The organism is Congregibacter sp., assembly GCF_045107095.1.
Taxonomy (GTDB): domain Bacteria; phylum Pseudomonadota; class Gammaproteobacteria; order Pseudomonadales; family Halieaceae; genus Congregibacter.
The window spans coordinates 73,697-89,458 of the sequence record NZ_JBGCFU010000005.1; the positions used below are offsets into that span (position 1 = coordinate 73,697).

14 protein-coding genes are annotated in these 15,762 nt (G+C 55.5%); 4 read left to right on the forward strand and 10 right to left on the reverse strand.

Features of this window, described 5'->3' with window-relative positions; translation table 11 throughout:
- Positions 1-27 precede the first annotated feature (27 nt).
- Both AB8B76_RS01590 and AB8B76_RS01595 read right to left on the reverse strand, forming a co-directional pair.
- The gene (locus tag AB8B76_RS01590) at positions 28-468 is read right to left on the reverse strand and encodes a hypothetical protein (protein ID WP_405269295.1); all 441 of its coding nucleotides are present in this window, start codon (positions 466-468) and stop codon (positions 28-30) included.
- Positions 469-473: 5 nt separating this feature from the next.
- Positions 474-716, reverse strand: a complete 243-nt coding sequence (locus AB8B76_RS01595) for a hypothetical protein (protein ID WP_405269298.1) — start codon at positions 714-716, stop codon at positions 474-476.
- 240 nt (positions 717-956) lie between these two features.
- On the opposite strand from AB8B76_RS01595, the gene AB8B76_RS01600 reads away from it, so the two are divergent.
- A complete protein-coding gene (locus AB8B76_RS01600; RefSeq protein ID WP_405269301.1) occupies positions 957-1,595 on the forward strand; it encodes a hypothetical protein in 639 nt (212 codons plus the stop codon).
- A 48-nt stretch (positions 1,596-1,643) separates the two neighbouring features.
- Here AB8B76_RS01600 and AB8B76_RS01605 read toward each other — a convergent pair whose 3' ends face one another.
- Positions 1,644-2,807 carry a PQQ-dependent sugar dehydrogenase gene (locus AB8B76_RS01605; RefSeq protein ID WP_405269304.1) on the reverse strand — a complete coding sequence of 388 codons (1,164 nt, stop codon included), beginning with the start codon at positions 2,805-2,807 and terminating at the stop codon, positions 1,644-1,646.
- Between AB8B76_RS01605 and AB8B76_RS01610 the strand changes: the two genes are divergently transcribed.
- A complete protein-coding gene (locus AB8B76_RS01610) occupies positions 2,791-3,225 on the forward strand; it encodes a hypothetical protein (RefSeq protein ID WP_405269306.1) in 435 nt (144 codons plus the stop codon). The two genes, AB8B76_RS01605 and AB8B76_RS01610, sit on opposite strands and share 17 nt — an antisense overlap.
- Here the strand turns inward: AB8B76_RS01610 and AB8B76_RS01615 are convergent.
- The 3 genes from AB8B76_RS01615 to AB8B76_RS01625 are packed head-to-tail and all read right to left on the reverse strand — an operon-like array spanning position 3,203 to position 8,717.
- Complete coding sequence (locus AB8B76_RS01615) at positions 3,203-4,801, reverse strand: transglycosylase SLT domain-containing protein (RefSeq protein ID WP_405269309.1); 1,599 nt, start codon at positions 4,799-4,801, stop codon at positions 3,203-3,205. The two genes, AB8B76_RS01610 and AB8B76_RS01615, sit on opposite strands and share 23 nt — an antisense overlap.
- On the reverse strand, positions 4,798-7,719 hold the full coding sequence (locus AB8B76_RS01620) for a S8 family serine peptidase (RefSeq protein ID WP_405269312.1): 2,922 nt from the start codon (positions 7,717-7,719) through the stop codon (positions 4,798-4,800). Before AB8B76_RS01620 ends, AB8B76_RS01615 begins: the two co-directional genes overlap by 4 nt.
- Before the next feature lie 11 nt (positions 7,720-7,730).
- Positions 7,731-8,717 carry an NAD(P)H-quinone oxidoreductase gene (locus tag AB8B76_RS01625; RefSeq protein ID WP_405269315.1) on the reverse strand — a complete coding sequence of 329 codons (987 nt, stop codon included), beginning with the start codon at positions 8,715-8,717 and terminating at the stop codon, positions 7,731-7,733.
- 160 nt (positions 8,718-8,877) lie between these two features.
- Here AB8B76_RS01625 and AB8B76_RS01630 point away from each other — a divergent pair, with 160 nt between their 5' ends.
- Positions 8,878-10,071, forward strand: a complete 1,194-nt coding sequence (locus AB8B76_RS01630; RefSeq protein WP_405269318.1) for an iron-containing alcohol dehydrogenase — start codon at positions 8,878-8,880, stop codon at positions 10,069-10,071.
- Between the two features lie 18 nt (positions 10,072-10,089).
- Here the strand turns inward: AB8B76_RS01630 and AB8B76_RS01635 are convergent, their stop codons facing one another.
- Together AB8B76_RS01635 and AB8B76_RS01640 are read right to left on the reverse strand one after the other, a co-directional pair.
- Positions 10,090-10,965, reverse strand: coding sequence for an alpha/beta hydrolase (locus AB8B76_RS01635; RefSeq protein WP_405269321.1), 876 nt, complete (start codon positions 10,963-10,965; stop codon positions 10,090-10,092).
- A 9-nt stretch (positions 10,966-10,974) separates the two neighbouring features.
- Positions 10,975-12,075: an MBL fold metallo-hydrolase gene (locus tag AB8B76_RS01640; protein WP_405269324.1), complete on the reverse strand. Its 1,101-nt coding sequence runs from the start codon at positions 12,073-12,075 to the stop codon at positions 10,975-10,977.
- A gap of 109 nt (positions 12,076-12,184) precedes the next feature.
- Here AB8B76_RS01640 and AB8B76_RS01645 point away from each other — a divergent pair, with 109 nt between their 5' ends.
- Positions 12,185-13,795, forward strand: coding sequence for an FAD-dependent oxidoreductase (locus tag AB8B76_RS01645; protein WP_405269327.1), 1,611 nt, complete (start codon positions 12,185-12,187; stop codon positions 13,793-13,795).
- On the opposite strand, the gene AB8B76_RS01650 is transcribed toward AB8B76_RS01645, so the two are convergent.
- Complete coding sequence (locus tag AB8B76_RS01650; RefSeq protein WP_405269330.1) at positions 13,792-14,376, reverse strand: chalcone isomerase family protein; 585 nt, start codon at positions 14,374-14,376, stop codon at positions 13,792-13,794. The two genes, AB8B76_RS01645 and AB8B76_RS01650, sit on opposite strands and share 4 nt — an antisense overlap.
- Before the next feature lie 66 nt (positions 14,377-14,442).
- On the reverse strand, positions 14,443-15,762 hold a 1,320-nt coding region (locus AB8B76_RS01655; RefSeq protein WP_405269333.1), incomplete at its 5' end, for an APC family permease.

The following is a 15,762-nucleotide window of genomic DNA, read 5'->3' on the forward strand; positions in this document are numbered from 1 at the left end:
CTCAGCGGCAGCACTGGCCGAGAAACACTACTCCCGCGCTTGGGTTTTCTCCGAGGAGTTTTTTCCCGCCAAAATGCGGTCGTAGCGAGAGCGCAGGTGGTCGTGCTCTTCAAGGTCTGCTAGCGCATCTAAGTGGCCCTTAGCAACGGCTTCGCTAGAGGGAGGGCTACTGTCGTTGCGCTCGGCTATGCGCGCTGCTCGTGCTTTTCCGTCATCGCTTGAGCGAACACTGTTTCGAAACTGTAGTAGTACGAAAACCAGTGAGCCATAAACAATGACAATCTTTGCGATCAAGGCGTAGATCAGTGTGCCTGGATGTTGCTGCGCGAGATAGATTCTAACGTCGTCATAGATTAGTGAGCTGACAAAGGCGAAGAGCAGTACCGCCGCAGATCGAGCAAGTTTGCTGCGATGCTTGCCCAAGAAGTACAGCAGTGACGAGTACTTTAAAATCCGAAAGATGGACATGGTTTTTAAATACCGATGTTAATGCCCAGGAGCAAAGCCACGACCCCAAAGCTTTTCCAGCCCAGTCCTGACCATATTTCTTTTTCTTTCTCGGCGACCAGGTACTCCAGGTCCTGGTCTTCGTAATCAGCTTCGCTACGGCCGGCGTGAATTATATCCTGCCGAACTTTGGCCACAGCGGCTTCCCGTAGTCGTTTTCGCACGGCTTTGGGCATGCGGGACTTCGATCCGCTTTCAGCCTCTGTCATTGGCTTAACTCCATTCTCGACTGGTAACAGCATACTCCAAAGGATAGTACCGGGCTTGCAGGCAGTACAACCGAGGCTTGGCGATAAAGGCACTGCCTGCGGTGGCGTGAGCCTTTACTGCGATTAACGGTGCTGCGCAATGCGTCGTCTGATCCTTTGATCGAAAAATGAGCGTTACAAAACGAATTTTTCTACCTACACTGGAGTTGGGGTAACGTAATAAAACTAAAGGTACCGCGTATGTTAGAGAAAGAATTAGCTCAAGCTACCAAAATGGCGGAGCAGGCGAGTAAGCGTGTAGAACGGCTTCGCCAGCGACTGCTTAAGGAGACAGAGCGAGCTCATAGCTCTGCAAAGCGAGAACTCGCATCCGTGAAAAAGAAACACAAGGTGGCGAACGAGCGTCTCAAGAAGGCGCGGGCATCCCTGCGTAAAAAGGGTAACAGTGCCGACAAAGCACGTGTCGATGCTCTCTTAAAGCAGGTGCAGGAGCTGAGCGATACCGTAAGCCAAATTGCCAAAGCGGCTTATGATTACGCGGAGAAGCTTGTTCCTATGCGTGCAGATCTCGCTCTTGAAGCTCGCAAAGCGCAGGCCGCGAACCAAGCCGCAGAGATGGTTGAAAAGGCCGCTGCCCGTCGAGCCAAGGCGAAAGCAAAGACCAAGGCAAAGGCTAAAACGAAAGCGAAAGCTAAGAGCAAGGCTCCACGTAAGGCTGCTGCTAAGAAAACAGCGGCAAAACGTGCGCCGGCCAAGAAAAAAGCGCCCGCCAAAAAGAAGGCAGCTGCAAAGAAGAAGGCGCCGGCCAACAAGAAAACAGTCGCTAAAAAGAAAGCGCCTGCCAAAAAGAAAACAGCAGCCCGCAAAAAGGCGGCCTAAGGCTAAGTAGCCACCGCCGCTGAATTACCGGCGGTGGCTCTTGTTCTTTTATCTCACGCTCTGCACGCGGATCAGCGCGCCTCGCTCTGAATCTGTCAACAAGTAGATCTCATCGCCAAACACTCGAACGTCGCGGATTCGGGTTTCAAGTTCTGAAAAGAGCGCATCCTCTTTGACGACTTTGCCGTCCTGAAGCTCAAGGCGACGAACCTCCTGATCTACCAAAGCACCAATGAATAGACTGTTGTGCCAACTAGGAAAGCTACCGCCCCCGTACCACGCCATTCCCGACGGAGCGATACTTGGAACCCAGGTCCAGACAGGGTCTTCGAAGCCCGGCGCAGCTTTAAAAGGGGAGACATAGGCTCCGCTGTAATCTACGCCGTGGGTGACCGCAGGCCAGCCGTAGTTGTTACCGCCCTCAAGTCGATTAATTTCATCGCCGCCGCGAGGCCCGTGTTCATGGAGATAAACAGTTCCAGAGCTGGCATCGAAAGCCAAACCTTGAGGATTGCGGTGTCCTAACGTCCAGATGCGCTGGGGTTCACCCTCTTCATCAAGCAACCCAGCCGGACTGCCGTCATCATAGATACGCAGTACTTTTCCCAGTTCACTGTCGCGCGACTGCGCTTCTTCTCGATGCTCAAAGCCATCGCCCGTAGTGACTAACAGGGTTTGATCTTCAAGAAACATCATCCTCGCGCCGTAGTGCTGCGGTGTAGTCTTATCCTGAGCTACGCGGAGAATACGCTCGCCATTGAGAAGCTTTCCGCCTCTGAACTCCGCACGAAAGATCGCGGTGCCGTTTGCGGTCTCCTGGCCTTCAGCATAACTAAGGTAGATCAGGCTGTTTTCGGTGAACGCGGGGTGCAAGAGAACATCGAAGTAGCCCCCCTGACCTGCGAATAAAGTCTCGGGCGTTCCTTCCAGCACATGACGCTCTCCGGAGTCTTCCAAATGGACTAGACGCCCCTCGCGCTCCGTGATCAGGAAACCGCCTTCGGGTAGCTTTGCCACGGACCATGGCCAGTGCAATTCGTCGGCGACCGTAACGAGCCGATAGTCTTCTGCTTGCGCAAGCTGTCCAATGGTGGCAAGTAAGCAGGTCAGTAGCATAGCGACCCACCATCTGCGTGGTGGTGTCCGGGTGGCTGACACGGCATCATGGCGCATCGACAGTGAGGCGAGAACGGGAATGTTACGTGCGGTCATAGTGTTTTTCCCTGCGGTACTGGGCGCTTACATTTTAGGCAGTATTTTCGCCACTCAAACCATACTAGCTGAGCTTCAAGCCATGGCGATTCCTGTCACGATGCGCGATCGCCTGCATGCGAGTTGGCATGATCTTCTTGGACTGACCACAAGCTATCTACCCCTGATGTTACTAGCTTTTCTCGTGGCGATGCCGGTCGCTGCCGGTCTAAGTCGATACCTGCCTAAAGCCCGGGTTTTTCTTTATGTTCTTGCGGGGGCCATAGCGATTCTTGCCCTGCATCTGATCATGAAAGCCGTATTAGGGCTCAACGGCATTGCAGCCGTTCGCGAGCCCCTGGGTTTAGCCTTGCAATGCCTTGCGGGCTGCTTTGGTGGTTATCTCTTCTATGTGTTTACGGGTCGAGCACATCGCTGATACCGGCAGCTCGTCGCGCCTCAACGCGCTTGAGCTCCTGTTTTGCGACCATGCGGTAGGTTAGGTAGTAGCGGAAGATATTGGATACGTATTGCACGGTTTCCCGTCCAATATCCTCGGCCGCGATCAGCTCGACGTTATCGAACCAGACATTGGGATCGTAGCCCTTATCGGCAGCCTTCGCGCGCATACGAATCATGCGAGCAGGGCCCGCGTTGTAGGCGCCTAAAGCAAGAAGCGCTTGATTCTGGGGAGTGATTTCGGGATCGGAAAAGTAGCGGTCTCGCAGATAGTCCATGTATTTGATGCCTGCATGGATGTTTGGCTCAACCTCGTGAATGTCAGGAATACCCACGCTCTTGTCTGACGCCGTCGCGGGCAGCAATTGCATCACGCCCACTGCTCCCGCGTGACTGCGTACGCTCTGATCGAGGCGTGATTCCTGATAGCCTTGCGCCGCGGCGAAGAGGTACTCGATGCCATACTGTTCCCCGTACTTTTGAAACAGATGCTGTAGCTCGTTGAAGCGGCGGTAGTCTTCATCGCTTAGGGCGTTTGCCGCCCAGTCAAAATCCCGAATATAGCGATTGATCAGGATGTTGCCGTGTAGCGTCCCGGCACGATTCTTTTTGAGGAAAGCGTCTACTGAAGCTTTCAGGAGCGGACTGTCCTTACGCATGGCCCAGGCTGTGCGGCCGCCCTCGCGAAAAATCAGGTCATCGCGGGCAACCAGATCATTAAACACGCCATCCCACAGTTGCAGCTTGTACTCGTCAACAATCGCCCAAGGGAGAAGACCGGCGTTGACCATTTCGATTAGGTCGTCGTCTTCCAAAGAGCCAGGCATCGTTTCGATCTCAACGGGCGCAGCGCCTGCCTGAGCTAGACGCTCGTTAAGTGCTTCAACGCTTTCGCGGTAGCTACTGCTCTCCCGAAGGTAGACGGTTTTTCCTGACAGGTCTTCAAGCGTATTTATTTGTTCTGCGCTCGGGCCGGTGACGAGGATTTCATTGAGGGGCTTACTGGCGGGGATACTGAAATCCACGATGCCTTCGCGCTCGGGGGTGATGGTGAGGCCTGCGGATATCACGTCGCCTCGTCCATCGAGCAAGGCTGGAATGAGTTGGTCTCTGGCAACGGGTATGACAATGGTGAAGACTCGAATGTGCTTTTTCTCGAGATCCTGATTGAGGTGATTCTCGAAACTTGTTGCCATTTCGGCAATGATGCCGCGCCCTTGACCGTCTTCTAAATGGAATCGACCGGGGCCGTACACAGTGAGAATACGAACTATTCGGCGTTCCCTTAGCTCGTCGAGGTCACCGGTCCAGCGACGCATTCCTGGAACATCGGGTTCGTCAGCGGATTTTGGCGCTTCAACGGCGGTGACCGGGTCGCTTTCAAGGGGACTTGCCGGCTCGGCCGCCGTTGTATCGGTGGCGGGAGCCGTGGACTCTTCTTGAACCGGAGTAGCTTGTGGAGCGGCATCTTCTACGGATTCGCTGTCTCCGCAGGCACACAGGAGGCCAACGGCGAGTAACAGGATACCTAGCTTTTTGTATTCAAAGGCAATCATGGTGGAGTGGCTTCTCGTCGTAATGATGTAGATAGGGATACAGATAAGGATGTAGAAGCGCCTATTGTGCCATCACTTTGTGAGGTGGCGCTTGCCACACCGGGGAGCGCTACAAGATATTCAATGGCGAAGTCTATGTCATCGCGATTGCGATCGAAGTTAATAGTTAACGGTTGATCAATGGTCAGATAGGCCCCGCAGGCCTCTCCGGCATCGCAGATTGTCAAATCGTTGTCCAAATCAGTACCGGCAAAAAGTTGATACATGCCCGCAGGCGTGTCGTCAGGGAACGCAAAATCAAAATTGTCGCTCCCCGTTTGTATTGTCGTCTGGGCGACCACCGAGTCCGTTGCGGGATCGAATAGCAGCAAGTACACAATGCCCAGCTCTGCATCCGTGGCGTCGGTTACTGACAGAAGAATGCGGACGGAGAGTTCGTTGGCGCTGGAACTTGCCCTGAGACTTCCTTCATAGATACCCGGGGCCAGGCCCTCTCGACTGACCTCAATGGCGTAGCGCCCCAAGCCCTCGCTATCCACGCTAATGGCACTTACCTGGATCCACGGGTCACTAGTCTCAAGTTGCACATTTGTCAGCTCTCCGCCGCCACTATTACGCAGTACCAATTCCAGGCGGGTTCTCTGGGAACTGAAATTCAGGGCGCTGCTGGACGCTCCCAGTCGGGGCTCGCTTCCAGAGCTACTGCCTGCCTCTGTGAGAGCAGCTTCGATGGCTTTTCTCGCATTGATGATTCCGTAGCCGTAAAGATTGTCTCGACCCTCTATCCCGATGTCATCGCTGAGTGCGCCCTCCTCAAGCAGCCGATCGATGTCGTCGGCGTTTAAGTCCGGGTTGACGCTTTTCATTAGCGCCAGGACACCAGCGACGTGGGGGGAAGCCATCGATGTGCCACTTAAAAATGTATAGGCAAACTCACCATCTGAACCGCCGGTACTCAGAACACCGTCAGGGTAACCATCGCCATTGAAGTCCTGACTGCCATCTCCTCCCGGCGCGGCAAGATCTATGGCGCTACCGGTATTGGAGTAGTTGGTAATCCGTTGCTGCGTGTCTACGGCGCTAACCGAAATGACATTGTCATAGCTCGCTGGATAACTGAGGCTTGTACTGCTCTCGTTGCCGGCAGCGGCAACCACGATGATGCCCCGAGCGCGAAGTTCATCGTATAAATTCTGTGTACTCGCTGAGAACCCACCGCCGCCCAGACTCAAGTTTATGATCTGTGCGGGTTGATCGGGGAGGGTGCCCGAATCGTTCTCGAGCCCTGCGGCAAAACGAACCGCCTGGTTGACGTCATAACCGGTGCCGCCGCTGGCCGCTAGGGCACGGAGAGGCATGACTCGGGCGCCGAAGGCGACGCCGACGCCGCCGATGCTGTTGTTCCCGCTAGCTGCGATGGTGCCGGTGACGTGTGTTCCATGAAAATTAACCGCCGCAGGATCGCCGCCGCCGATGGTTTCTTCGGGGTTGGAGTCGATACCGTCTCCGTCCGCGGCTTCACTCGCATCGCGAATGAAGTCATACCCTGGTACCAGCTGCCCGGCGAGGTCCGGATGTCCGGACAGAACACCCGTGTCTATGACGGCAACGATAACGCTGGGATCACCGACAGTCGTTTCCCAGGCTCCGGGAACGCTGATAAGCGGGTAGTGCCACTGGATAGGGTAGGCCTCGTCGTTCACAGTGGCCGTCGGTCTAACCCAGTAGTTAGGCTCGGCGCTGGCCACACCGGGAGATCTTGCCAAGCGTTTAATGCTGATCAGCGTGCTCCAGCGTTTCGCTAGCTCCTGCTCGGCAAACTGTGCGCGACGAAAAGATTGAGCACCGAGTCGGCGAACGATCAGTTGCCTGTCCTGACCTGCGTTTTCCAAGGCCATGAGACGAGCTCTTTGCGGTCCGCCGCCTAGCTGACGCATTCTATAATCTTGCGAAAAAGACGCGGCGGTGCTCACGCTGGTGGCTGGCGTTACCGGAGATTCGGAGTAGGACACAATCATCTGCCCCGGAATCACATCTTCGTAGGGGGATCGATTCACGGGTACAAGGCTTGAACCAATGGCCAGCGTGTAATTGGTGGCGCCTGCGAAGATCGACACGTTAACCAGATAGCTGCCACTTTGATCGATGACGATGGTTTCGCTCGGTCCTGTTTCAATAGAAAAGTCGAGAAGGTCGCCCGCAGTCGAGTAGAGATACAGGTCCGCATCAGCATCCTGATACTCGGCGACCAGAAGGTTGATGCTTTGCCCGGCCAGGAGTTCTACAAGGAAGTAGTCTTCGCGATCGCCAGCGATTTGTGATCGACCTTCCGCGCCGGCTCCCGGCTCATTGACGTAGCCGCCAAGGGTTGTCGGGTTGGCGATGGACTGCGGCTGGCCCGGGTCGTTATTGGTTATCAGGGGGTTGAAGGGATCGTTGGTATCTCCATCCAGGCTTTGGCTGGCCGATGGCAGAATGCTGCCGCTGATAGATACCTGTTCCGCAACCATAGCGGCAAGCACTGTGATGGTGACCGTGTCACTGGCTGAGGCGCCATCGTTGTCGGTGACCGTCAGTGTGAAAACCAGCTCCCGGTCCTCCCCAAGGCTGGGGGCTGTAAATGTGGCTTGGGACTGATCTGCGTCCGAAAGTTCGACGGTGGGGCCTTCACTCTGAGACCACTCGAAGGTGGCTATATCTCCGTCGCTATCGCGGCTTTCGCCGCCGTTGAGTACAACGCTCGCCTCGGCATCAACGCTTTGAATCTCGCCGGCGTCTGCGATAGGCGGCGCGTTGGCGGGTGCGGGAGGCGTCGGAGTGTTGCTTGAGCCTCCACTCCCCCCACCGCCGCAGGCAGCAAGGAGCAGGCTTAGTGCAGCTGCTGCCAGCGTTTTGGAACTGCGGGTGACTTGATACATAGGAGTTGTGTTTAGGGGCGCAACAGAATTTTACCCATATGAACGCCGGATTCCATGTATTCCAATGCAGCTTGGGCCTCTTCCAGGGGGAACTCTTTGTCGATCACAGCTTTGATCGACCCGTCATCCAGATGGGTGAGCAGTTGCTCGCGAATCTCCCGGACCATTTGGGCTTTTTGGCTTTCGGACTGCGCGCGGAGTGTGGAGCCGGTCATAGTGAGGCGTTTGATCAACATGGGCAGAAAATTCACTTCCGCGCTAAACCCTCGCAAAAACGCGATGTTAACGATGCGTCCTTCAGGCGCTGCTACTTCAAAATTACGACCGATATAGTCGCCACCTACCATATCCAGAATCACCGAGATTTGGCCCTTGAGTCCCAGAGAATCAAGACCCTCTGCGAAGTCTTCCTCTTTGTAGTTGAAGGCCTTGATCGCGCCGAGAGCCTCTACCCGCCGGCACTTCTCTTCACTGCCCGCCGTAGTGTAGACATTGGCACCCATAGCTTTGCAAATGCCGATGCCGAGAGTGCCGATACCACTGGCTCCGCCATGAATGAGTACGTTCTCGCCCGCTTTTAGGCCCGCCCGCTGGAACAGGTTATGCCAGACGGTGAGGAGCGCCTCCGGTAACGCAGCTGCCTCGTTTAGATCGAAGGCTTTTGGTACCGCGAGTGTTTGGCCTTGGGGGGCGATTGCATGGCTGGCATAGCCGCCACCGTGAGTCAGTGCGCACACTCGATCCCCAAGCTCAAAATCAGTCACTGCTTCTCCACAGGCTACTACCGTGCCTGACACTTCCAGACCAATAATGGGTGATGCATCGGGTGGAGGCGGGTACAGGCCTTTCCATTGCAGCAAGTCCGCACGATTCACACCCGCTGCCGCGACCTCGATAAGGATTTCGTCTGCGCCAGGGACAGGAGCCCTGTCTTCCTGTACGGAGAGACCGCGGTCGGCCTCATCGACGTGCACGTATCGACGCGTTAGAACTGTCATGGGTGCTATTCCTTTTACTGCTGTTAGAAGTGGAAGCGTGAGTGAGCCCCAACATCGCACTGGCTGTCGAAAAGGGCAAGCTTAGCGCTCTCGCTGTCAGCTTGCTGAGTTGCTACTCTTCGCTTCTCGCCTTTTTGAAACTTCGGACACTAGTTCACGCATGAATAAAATCAAAAACAAGTTCCTCCTCATTTTAGCCAAGATCCTCACCGCGTCGTCGCCGGGAGCCACTTACCTTGCCTTTGCGGGTGCTGGCAGCTCTGCGCAACTGTGCGCGCATATTCGGCGCTCAGGTTTTAAAAGAGTGCTGGTGGTGACAGATACGATCCTGCGAGACCTGGGCATCGTCGATAAGGCCCTCGAAGGTTTTAAGGGATCAGAGGTCGACATTGCGTTTTACGATGGTGTGCAGCCGGACCCGACCTTCGATCAAGTGGCTGCAGGGCTCGCCGTTCTAAAGGAACACAACAGTGACGTGGTTCTGGCAATAGGCGGAGGGTCATCGATTGATTGCGCCAAGCTGGTAGCAGCCCGCGCGACAAGCGATGAAGACCCTCGTGACTGGGTAGGTTTCGCCAAGGTAAAGCATGACGTAATGCCTTTGTTTGCGATTCCCACGACAGCGGGTACGGGCTCTGAGGCGACCATGGGGGCCGTGATTTCTGATTCGGTTACTCACGAAAAGGGTGTGATTTCCGGCGCTGGCCTGGGTATGGGGGCGACGGCTCTGGATCCGGACCTGCAGATGGGTATGCCCCCGGCGATTACCGCAGCCACGGGTATGGATGCTTTAACGCACGCTGTTGAAGCCTATATTTGTCGTTGGGATCGAGGCACACGCAAGGAAAACGCCGAGCGGGCGATCCGCATTATTTTCGATAACCTGAAGCGCGCCTATGATCACGGAGACGACGCTGAGGCGCGGGAGTCGATGGCGCTTGCTTCTTACTACGCAGGTATCGCGATTAACCAGGTTAACGTGGGCACGGTGCACGCCATCGCTCATCAGCTGGGTGGCAAATACCAGATTCCTCACGGTCTCGCGAACGCCATGGTGCTTCCCCATGTGCTTGACTACTGCGTTGCCGAGGCTGAGAGTTCTTTAGCCGAGCTTGCCAAGCTCATTGGTGTCGCCGCACAGGGTCAGAGCACGAGGGACCAGGCGCAAGCGTTTATTGATGCTGTTGTTCAGCTTCGAGATGCCGTAGGTATTCCCGCGACATCAGAAAAAATCAAGGCAGAAGACTTTGACTACCTGGTGGACCTTGCGGTGGCTGAGGGCACGGGATACTTCGCACCGAAGCTGCTGGACGACGCTGGCGCCCGGGTTATTTTGGGCAAAATCAGCGCCTGAGTATTGGCGGCTGCCGCTTTAGCGCTTAGCAATCCAATCAGCGCAGCGGCTTAGCCAGGCTTTGTAGTCATTTGTGGGGCCCATAGAGCAGGCAAAGCCGTGTTCGGAGTCCGGATAGTGTTCTTGCTCCACGGCAACACCCGCATCTCGGAGCGCGTCGGCCATAGCCATGCCTTCGTCTCGAAGAGGGTCGCGTCCCGCGGTGCACAAAATCGCCGGCGGCAGCGTTGATAAAGCGCCACTGCGCAAGGGAAAGGCCTTTTGCGCCTCGGCCGCTTCCGGATCTGTGTCGCCTAAGTAACTGTCCCAGAACCAGCGCATGATGTCCGTTGTCAGCGCCTGTCCCTTGGCGCATTCAACATAAGACAGCGATGGTCTGCTGTAGTGATCGACTACGGGGTAGGTAAGCACCATGCCCTTGATCAATGGCCTTAGCCGATCGTCTGCCGCTAAGGCTGTGCACAATGACAAATGCCCGCCCGCGCTATCTCCCGCGAGTACGATGCCTCCATTAGTAGGTCCAAAATCTGACAGGCTTTCGAAGATGGCTTGGGTAGCAGCAAGGCAGTCATCCTGTGCCACAGGAAATCTGTGCTCCGGCGCTAGACGGTAGTCCACGGCGACAAGCGAGGCACCTGAAGCATCGCAAAGTGCCTGACAGTAGGCGTGGTGCGTCTGTAGGTCTCCGATTACCCAGCCACCGCCGTGAAAATAAACAATCAGTGGACGCTCTTCGGACTTTGCGCCGCGGTAGAGGTGTCCTCGGAGCGGGCCCGCTGAGGTGGGTAGTTGGAGAGCGCCGGCAGAGGCATGGACGTCGGGTGCGTGCCAGGCCTGTCGGGAACTGAACCGATAGTATTTGCGGAAAAAACTGACCTTTAGTCGCTGTAGCATGGGCTTGGCTCAGGTTGCCATGGGGATTTTTTCTTCGTGGAGGTATACGGCGTCTGGATCCTGTACGTACCAATAAACGCCGTGTTCGTCTTTGGTCCGACGGATGCGTCGACGACCCAAAAGGCAGTTCAGGTGCGCGAGAGTTTCGCCGGTTGCTAAACCAAGAGAGCCTTCACCGATATCCCGATTGAAGAGTGCAGGAAAACAATCCACTGCTCTTTGGGGCTCCGCAAGTAGCTTGAACAGCGCGCTCAGATCTTCCTTGTGCCCTTCTAGAATTTGCGTCAGCCGCACATGAAGACCCTTAAAAGGAGCCTCGTGGGAGGGTAAGACCAAAAGGTCTTCCGGGAGCCGCTCGCGAAGGCGCGCGCTAGATCGCAGCCAGTACTTCAGTGGGTCGCCCTCGGGCTCTGTGGGAAACACCGACACGTTGGGCGTGATGCGCGGCAGCACCTGATCACCGGATATGAATATTTTAAGGGCCGGACAGTACAGACAGAGGTGCTCCGGAGAGTGTCCGCTGCCTTCCATGATCTGCCAGTATCGACCGCCGATATCGATGGTTTCCAGATCCACCATGCGACGGTAGTGATCAGGGAGCTTGGACACAGCTTTGCCAAAGAATCCAAAGCGCTTTTTGTACTTCTCGAGTTGTTCCTCGGTGTATCCCGCACCGCGGTAAAAGTCCACGGCAACCTGTGGTGCTTCCCGGCCCGTGTCTGCTACCAGTGAGCGACACATGAGGTATTCGGCGCGGGACATCCATAGGTCGCAGCCAAAACGCTCGCAGATCCAGCCGGCGAGACCCACGTGATCCGGATGCATATGGGTGCAGATAACACGCTTGACGGGTTTGCCGCCCATGAATCCTTCAAATATGCCTTCCCAGGTGTCCCGGGCATCGGGCAGGTTCAGACAGGTATCTACAATCGTCCAGCCGTCGCCATCTTCCAGGAGCCATAGATTGATGTGATCGAGAGACATGGGCATGGGAAACCGTACCCAGTAAACCCCTTCGGCAATGCGCTGTGGGTCTCCGGGTTCGGGATTAACTCCTCGTCCCCAGGGGTAGTGCAGACCGCGATAAACTTCCTGATTCTGTTGATCCATAGAGGGTAAAGAGAGAGGCTGAAAGAGTGCGTTATAGTGGTGTTTAGTGCGGTCACTGTCCAGTTGACCGTCCGACGAAGCTTGAGTCCCATATTTAGGAGGTGTCGCGGTGTCCACCGCGCTACGCGATAAAAATCTTGAAAGCCTTGATGGGCAGGAATACGACGTCCTGATTGTCGGAGGCGGGATCAACGGTGCCGTATCGGCTGCCGCCCTCGCGGGAAAGGGCGTACGGGTAGCGCTTGTTGATCGCGGCGACTTTGCCAGCGGGGTGAGCTCTAACTCGAGCAACCTTGCGTGGGGCGGCATCAAGTATCTCGAAAGCCGCGAGTTCCTGCTGGTCAACAAGCTTTGCCGCTCTCGCAACGAACTCATGCGGGCCTACCCCGCTACGGTCAAGGAGATTCGTTTTTTCACCACCATTCAACGAGGGTTTCGTTTTTGGTCCTTCTTCGTGTTTTTGGGAAGTGTGCTCTATTGGCTCATGGGCCGCTGCAAAACACGGGCTCCCCGTTACCTTTCAGCTCAGGCCATCAAGAAGCTTGAGCCGGAAATTAACACTAGCAAGGCAGCTGGTGGGTTGGAGTACTCGGATTGCTATCTTTATGACAACGACGCGCGCTTTGTTTTCAGCTTTGTTCGTCGCGCCCTGGATCTAGGCTGCGTTGCAGCTAACTATGTAAGCCTCGATGAGGCTACTCCGCGGGATGGGGGTTGGGATTGCCGCCTCCGTGACTGCGAAAGTGAGCGGAGCTACTCTTTGCGCGCCAAGGTCGTGATTAACGCTTGTGGTCCTTGGGTGGATTCCCTCAACACCATGCTCGGCGTGCAAACACAGTACCGTCATTTGTTTTCCAAAGGCATTCACCTGATCGTTGATCGGGTAACGGACAGTCGCCGGGTGCTGACTTTTTTTGCCAGTGATGGCCGGCTGTTTTTTCTCATTCCCATGGGTCCTAAAACCTGCATCGGTACTACTGATACAGCGGTAAGCGATCCGTCTGTCGGCGTGACCGATGAAGACAGAAAATTCGTTCTTGATAATGTGAATCAGCTTATCGATCTTCGTGAGCCCATCCGCCCGGAGGATGTCATTGCAGAGCGAGTAGGGGTCCGTCCCCTGGCGGTGACGGGATCTCAGGGAGCGACCGATTGGGTGCAGCTGTCTCGAAAACACGAAATTGAGACCAATCAGGAGCTTTCGCAGATCAGTATTTTTGGCGGCAAGCTCACGGATTGCCTGAATGTGGGCGATGAGGTTGTTGCGGCGGTGGAGTCCCTCGGTGTGGCCGTGCCCAAACCAAAGGCGGTTTGGTATGGAGAGCCTCGCGGTTCGATAAAGGCGCTGTTTATGCAGCAGGCGAGCCAATTGGGCTTGGACGAGATGACGGATCCAGGATCCTCCGAGCCCTTAAGCGAGCGTTTTTGGCGGCGCTACGGAGAAGCAGCTTTTCAGTTATTGGATCGTATTAGAGAAAGACCCGAGAGCGTAGAGCTGCTCATTGAGCATGCCGAGTACACCCGTTGTGAGATCGAGCTAACGGCGCGGCGGGAGATGGTCGTCCGTCTCGAGGACTTTATGCGGCGCCGGTCAAAAATCGAGCAGGTTGTCCGCGCAGAGGATATTCGCGGTGCTCCGGGACTCGCCGAAGCCAGCAGTATTTTGTTTGGACGTGACTCTAGCGAGCGTTTGGACGAATACCTGAAAACGCTGAACTAGCTAGCGCTTTGCCCCAGCAGTGCCTGCCTGATCTTCGGGCGGGTGCAGTCTTCCGATAACCAGATATCAACAAACTCCTGGCCAAATTCGGGGTCTTCGATGTGGCCCAGCAGCTCTCCATTGTGACGAAAGGTACTGCGATTCTCGTCATCGAGCTCAAGGCTTAACACGTCTCCGGATTTAATGTCTTTCCAGATTGTGGCGAGTTCTGTGCGCCAGGAATCCTTGCGAGGATGATCGCGGCCCATATCACTCCACTCCATGAGAGTGCGCTCCAAAAGGGCGTCAGCCTTTACATCCAGAAGATACTGAATCTCAAGTTTTAGAGGGCGAACACCGTCATTGTATTGGCCAGTGGGGGTGTAGAGAGCGGAGTCATAAACAGACCAGAACAGGAATTTGAGACGCGCTTCACCCACTTTTTGCAGCTCGAACTGTTCTGTCGTTTTCTCAAGAGTGCTGGCCGCGGCCTTTTTTACCAATATCTCGTCGGCCACCGCTAAGGAGGTTAGCAACATCAACGCAAAAACCCCCGTACGGCTGCGACGGAATTTTTGTTTCTCTTGGAGAATGGAGTTCAACACGGTGCGCCTCACCAACAACATGAACTCTAATTACGGTGGGTGTAAAGGATCAGATGAATCTGACTAGTCGGTGTGACTTCCAGCGGAGCGCTCCGCGGCTCTGACCAGTATCTCGCCAAAGATGAGAGCGACAACGACACCAATGATGACCAACCATTGAGGGCCATCCTCAGGAGTCGCCATAAACAGTGTGACAGCGGTTAGGAGAATCACGCCACATAACAGGGCGCTGATCCGAGCGCCCCATGCCCCTCCGGGCACTCGAAAGGGCCTGGAGTGCTCACCGTCTACGCCGCGCAGGCGCAGAAACGCCAGGACCATGCCGAGATAAGGCAGCATAAAGAGCACCGAGCTGAAAGCGAAGAGTGACCAGAACAGGTCTTCGTTGCTGCCCGACACAAAGCCATAGCTCGCTAGGGCAAGGGTGCTGACAGCCCCCGTCAGCAGGGCTGCGCCAACCGGTGAACCATTACTGGGCAGTTCTATGCCAAACCACGCGGGGAGTTCCTTCTCCAAGGATGCCTCCGCGGCAGCTCTGTTAGCCCCCATCGACCATGCGGCACAGCTTGAGTAGATGCCCAGTAAAAAGCACAGGCCCAGTGCGGTTATCAGGGTGCCGGCGCCCGAAATCCCATAGAGCGAGACCTCCAGCACATCAATCACGCCCACTACGATATCAATGTCGGCGGTAGGCGTCGTAGCGAGTACCGCGAAGGTGCCAAGCACTGAAAGGCTTAGCACGATAAGTCCCGACCACAGAACTGCTCTGGGAACATCGCGTTCGGGATTTCGCATTTCTGCAGCTCCAGAGCTTGCCAGCTCAAAACCGAGCATGCCGTAGATGATTACCGGTAAGAATTGCAGCCCTTCGCCCCAGCGTGGAGTCAGCGTGGTGATCGTTATGGGGTTTGCCAAATCGTGAGTAGACAAAAACCGCCATGTGCCTGCGATCAAAGCTGCGAATAGCAGAAACTTTGCGATTGCACCGATGTTGGGAATCCATTTGCCAAATTTGAGAGCGACCACATTGGCGCTTACCGTGAGCCATGTGATGGCAATGGCGATACCAATTTGTGTCGTCAGGGAAGCTTCGAGTTGAAAGATTCGGTTAGATACCCCAGCAAACAGGATGAACATCGCGGGTAGCCAGAGGGCCATATTCACCCAGTAGCAGTAGGTAACCCGAGATGCCCATCGCCCTCCAAAGGCTTTGCGAATCCAGGTATAGATACCCCCCTGTTCCGGGTAGCTGCAGCCTAACTCCGCGCTGATTAAACCCATGGGTAAGAAGAACAGCGTACCGAGAATCACCCACCAGGAAAGACTCGAAACACCGGCGGAGGCCGTGGAAGCTAGGGTGTCAGGTAGGAGAATGGCCGATAC

What these genes read in the sequence shown, in the direction of transcription:
- AB8B76_RS01590 (WP_405269295.1), bottom strand. Translation starts at nt 468, where the DNA reads ATGTCCATCTTTCGGATTTTAAAGTACTCGTCACTGCTGTACTTCTTG.
- AB8B76_RS01595 (WP_405269298.1), bottom strand. Translation starts at nt 716, where the DNA reads ATGACAGAGGCTGAAAGCGGATCGAAGTCCCGCATGCCCAAAGCCGTG.
- AB8B76_RS01600 (WP_405269301.1), top strand. Translation starts at nt 957, where the DNA reads ATGTTAGAGAAAGAATTAGCTCAAGCTACCAAAATGGCGGAGCAGGCG.
- AB8B76_RS01610 (WP_405269306.1), top strand. Translation starts at nt 2,791, where the DNA reads ATGTTACGTGCGGTCATAGTGTTTTTCCCTGCGGTACTGGGCGCTTAC.
- AB8B76_RS01605 (WP_405269304.1), bottom strand. Translation starts at nt 2,807, where the DNA reads ATGACCGCACGTAACATTCCCGTTCTCGCCTCACTGTCGATGCGCCAT.
- AB8B76_RS01615 (WP_405269309.1), bottom strand. Translation starts at nt 4,801, where the DNA reads ATGATTGCCTTTGAATACAAAAAGCTAGGTATCCTGTTACTCGCCGTT.
- AB8B76_RS01620 (WP_405269312.1), bottom strand. Translation starts at nt 7,719, where the DNA reads ATGTATCAAGTCACCCGCAGTTCCAAAACGCTGGCAGCAGCTGCACTA.
- AB8B76_RS01625 (WP_405269315.1), bottom strand. Translation starts at nt 8,717, where the DNA reads ATGACAGTTCTAACGCGTCGATACGTGCACGTCGATGAGGCCGACCGC.
- AB8B76_RS01630 (WP_405269318.1), top strand. Translation starts at nt 8,878, where the DNA reads ATGAATAAAATCAAAAACAAGTTCCTCCTCATTTTAGCCAAGATCCTC.
- AB8B76_RS01635 (WP_405269321.1), bottom strand. Translation starts at nt 10,965, where the DNA reads ATGCTACAGCGACTAAAGGTCAGTTTTTTCCGCAAATACTATCGGTTC.
- AB8B76_RS01640 (WP_405269324.1), bottom strand. Translation starts at nt 12,075, where the DNA reads ATGGATCAACAGAATCAGGAAGTTTATCGCGGTCTGCACTACCCCTGG.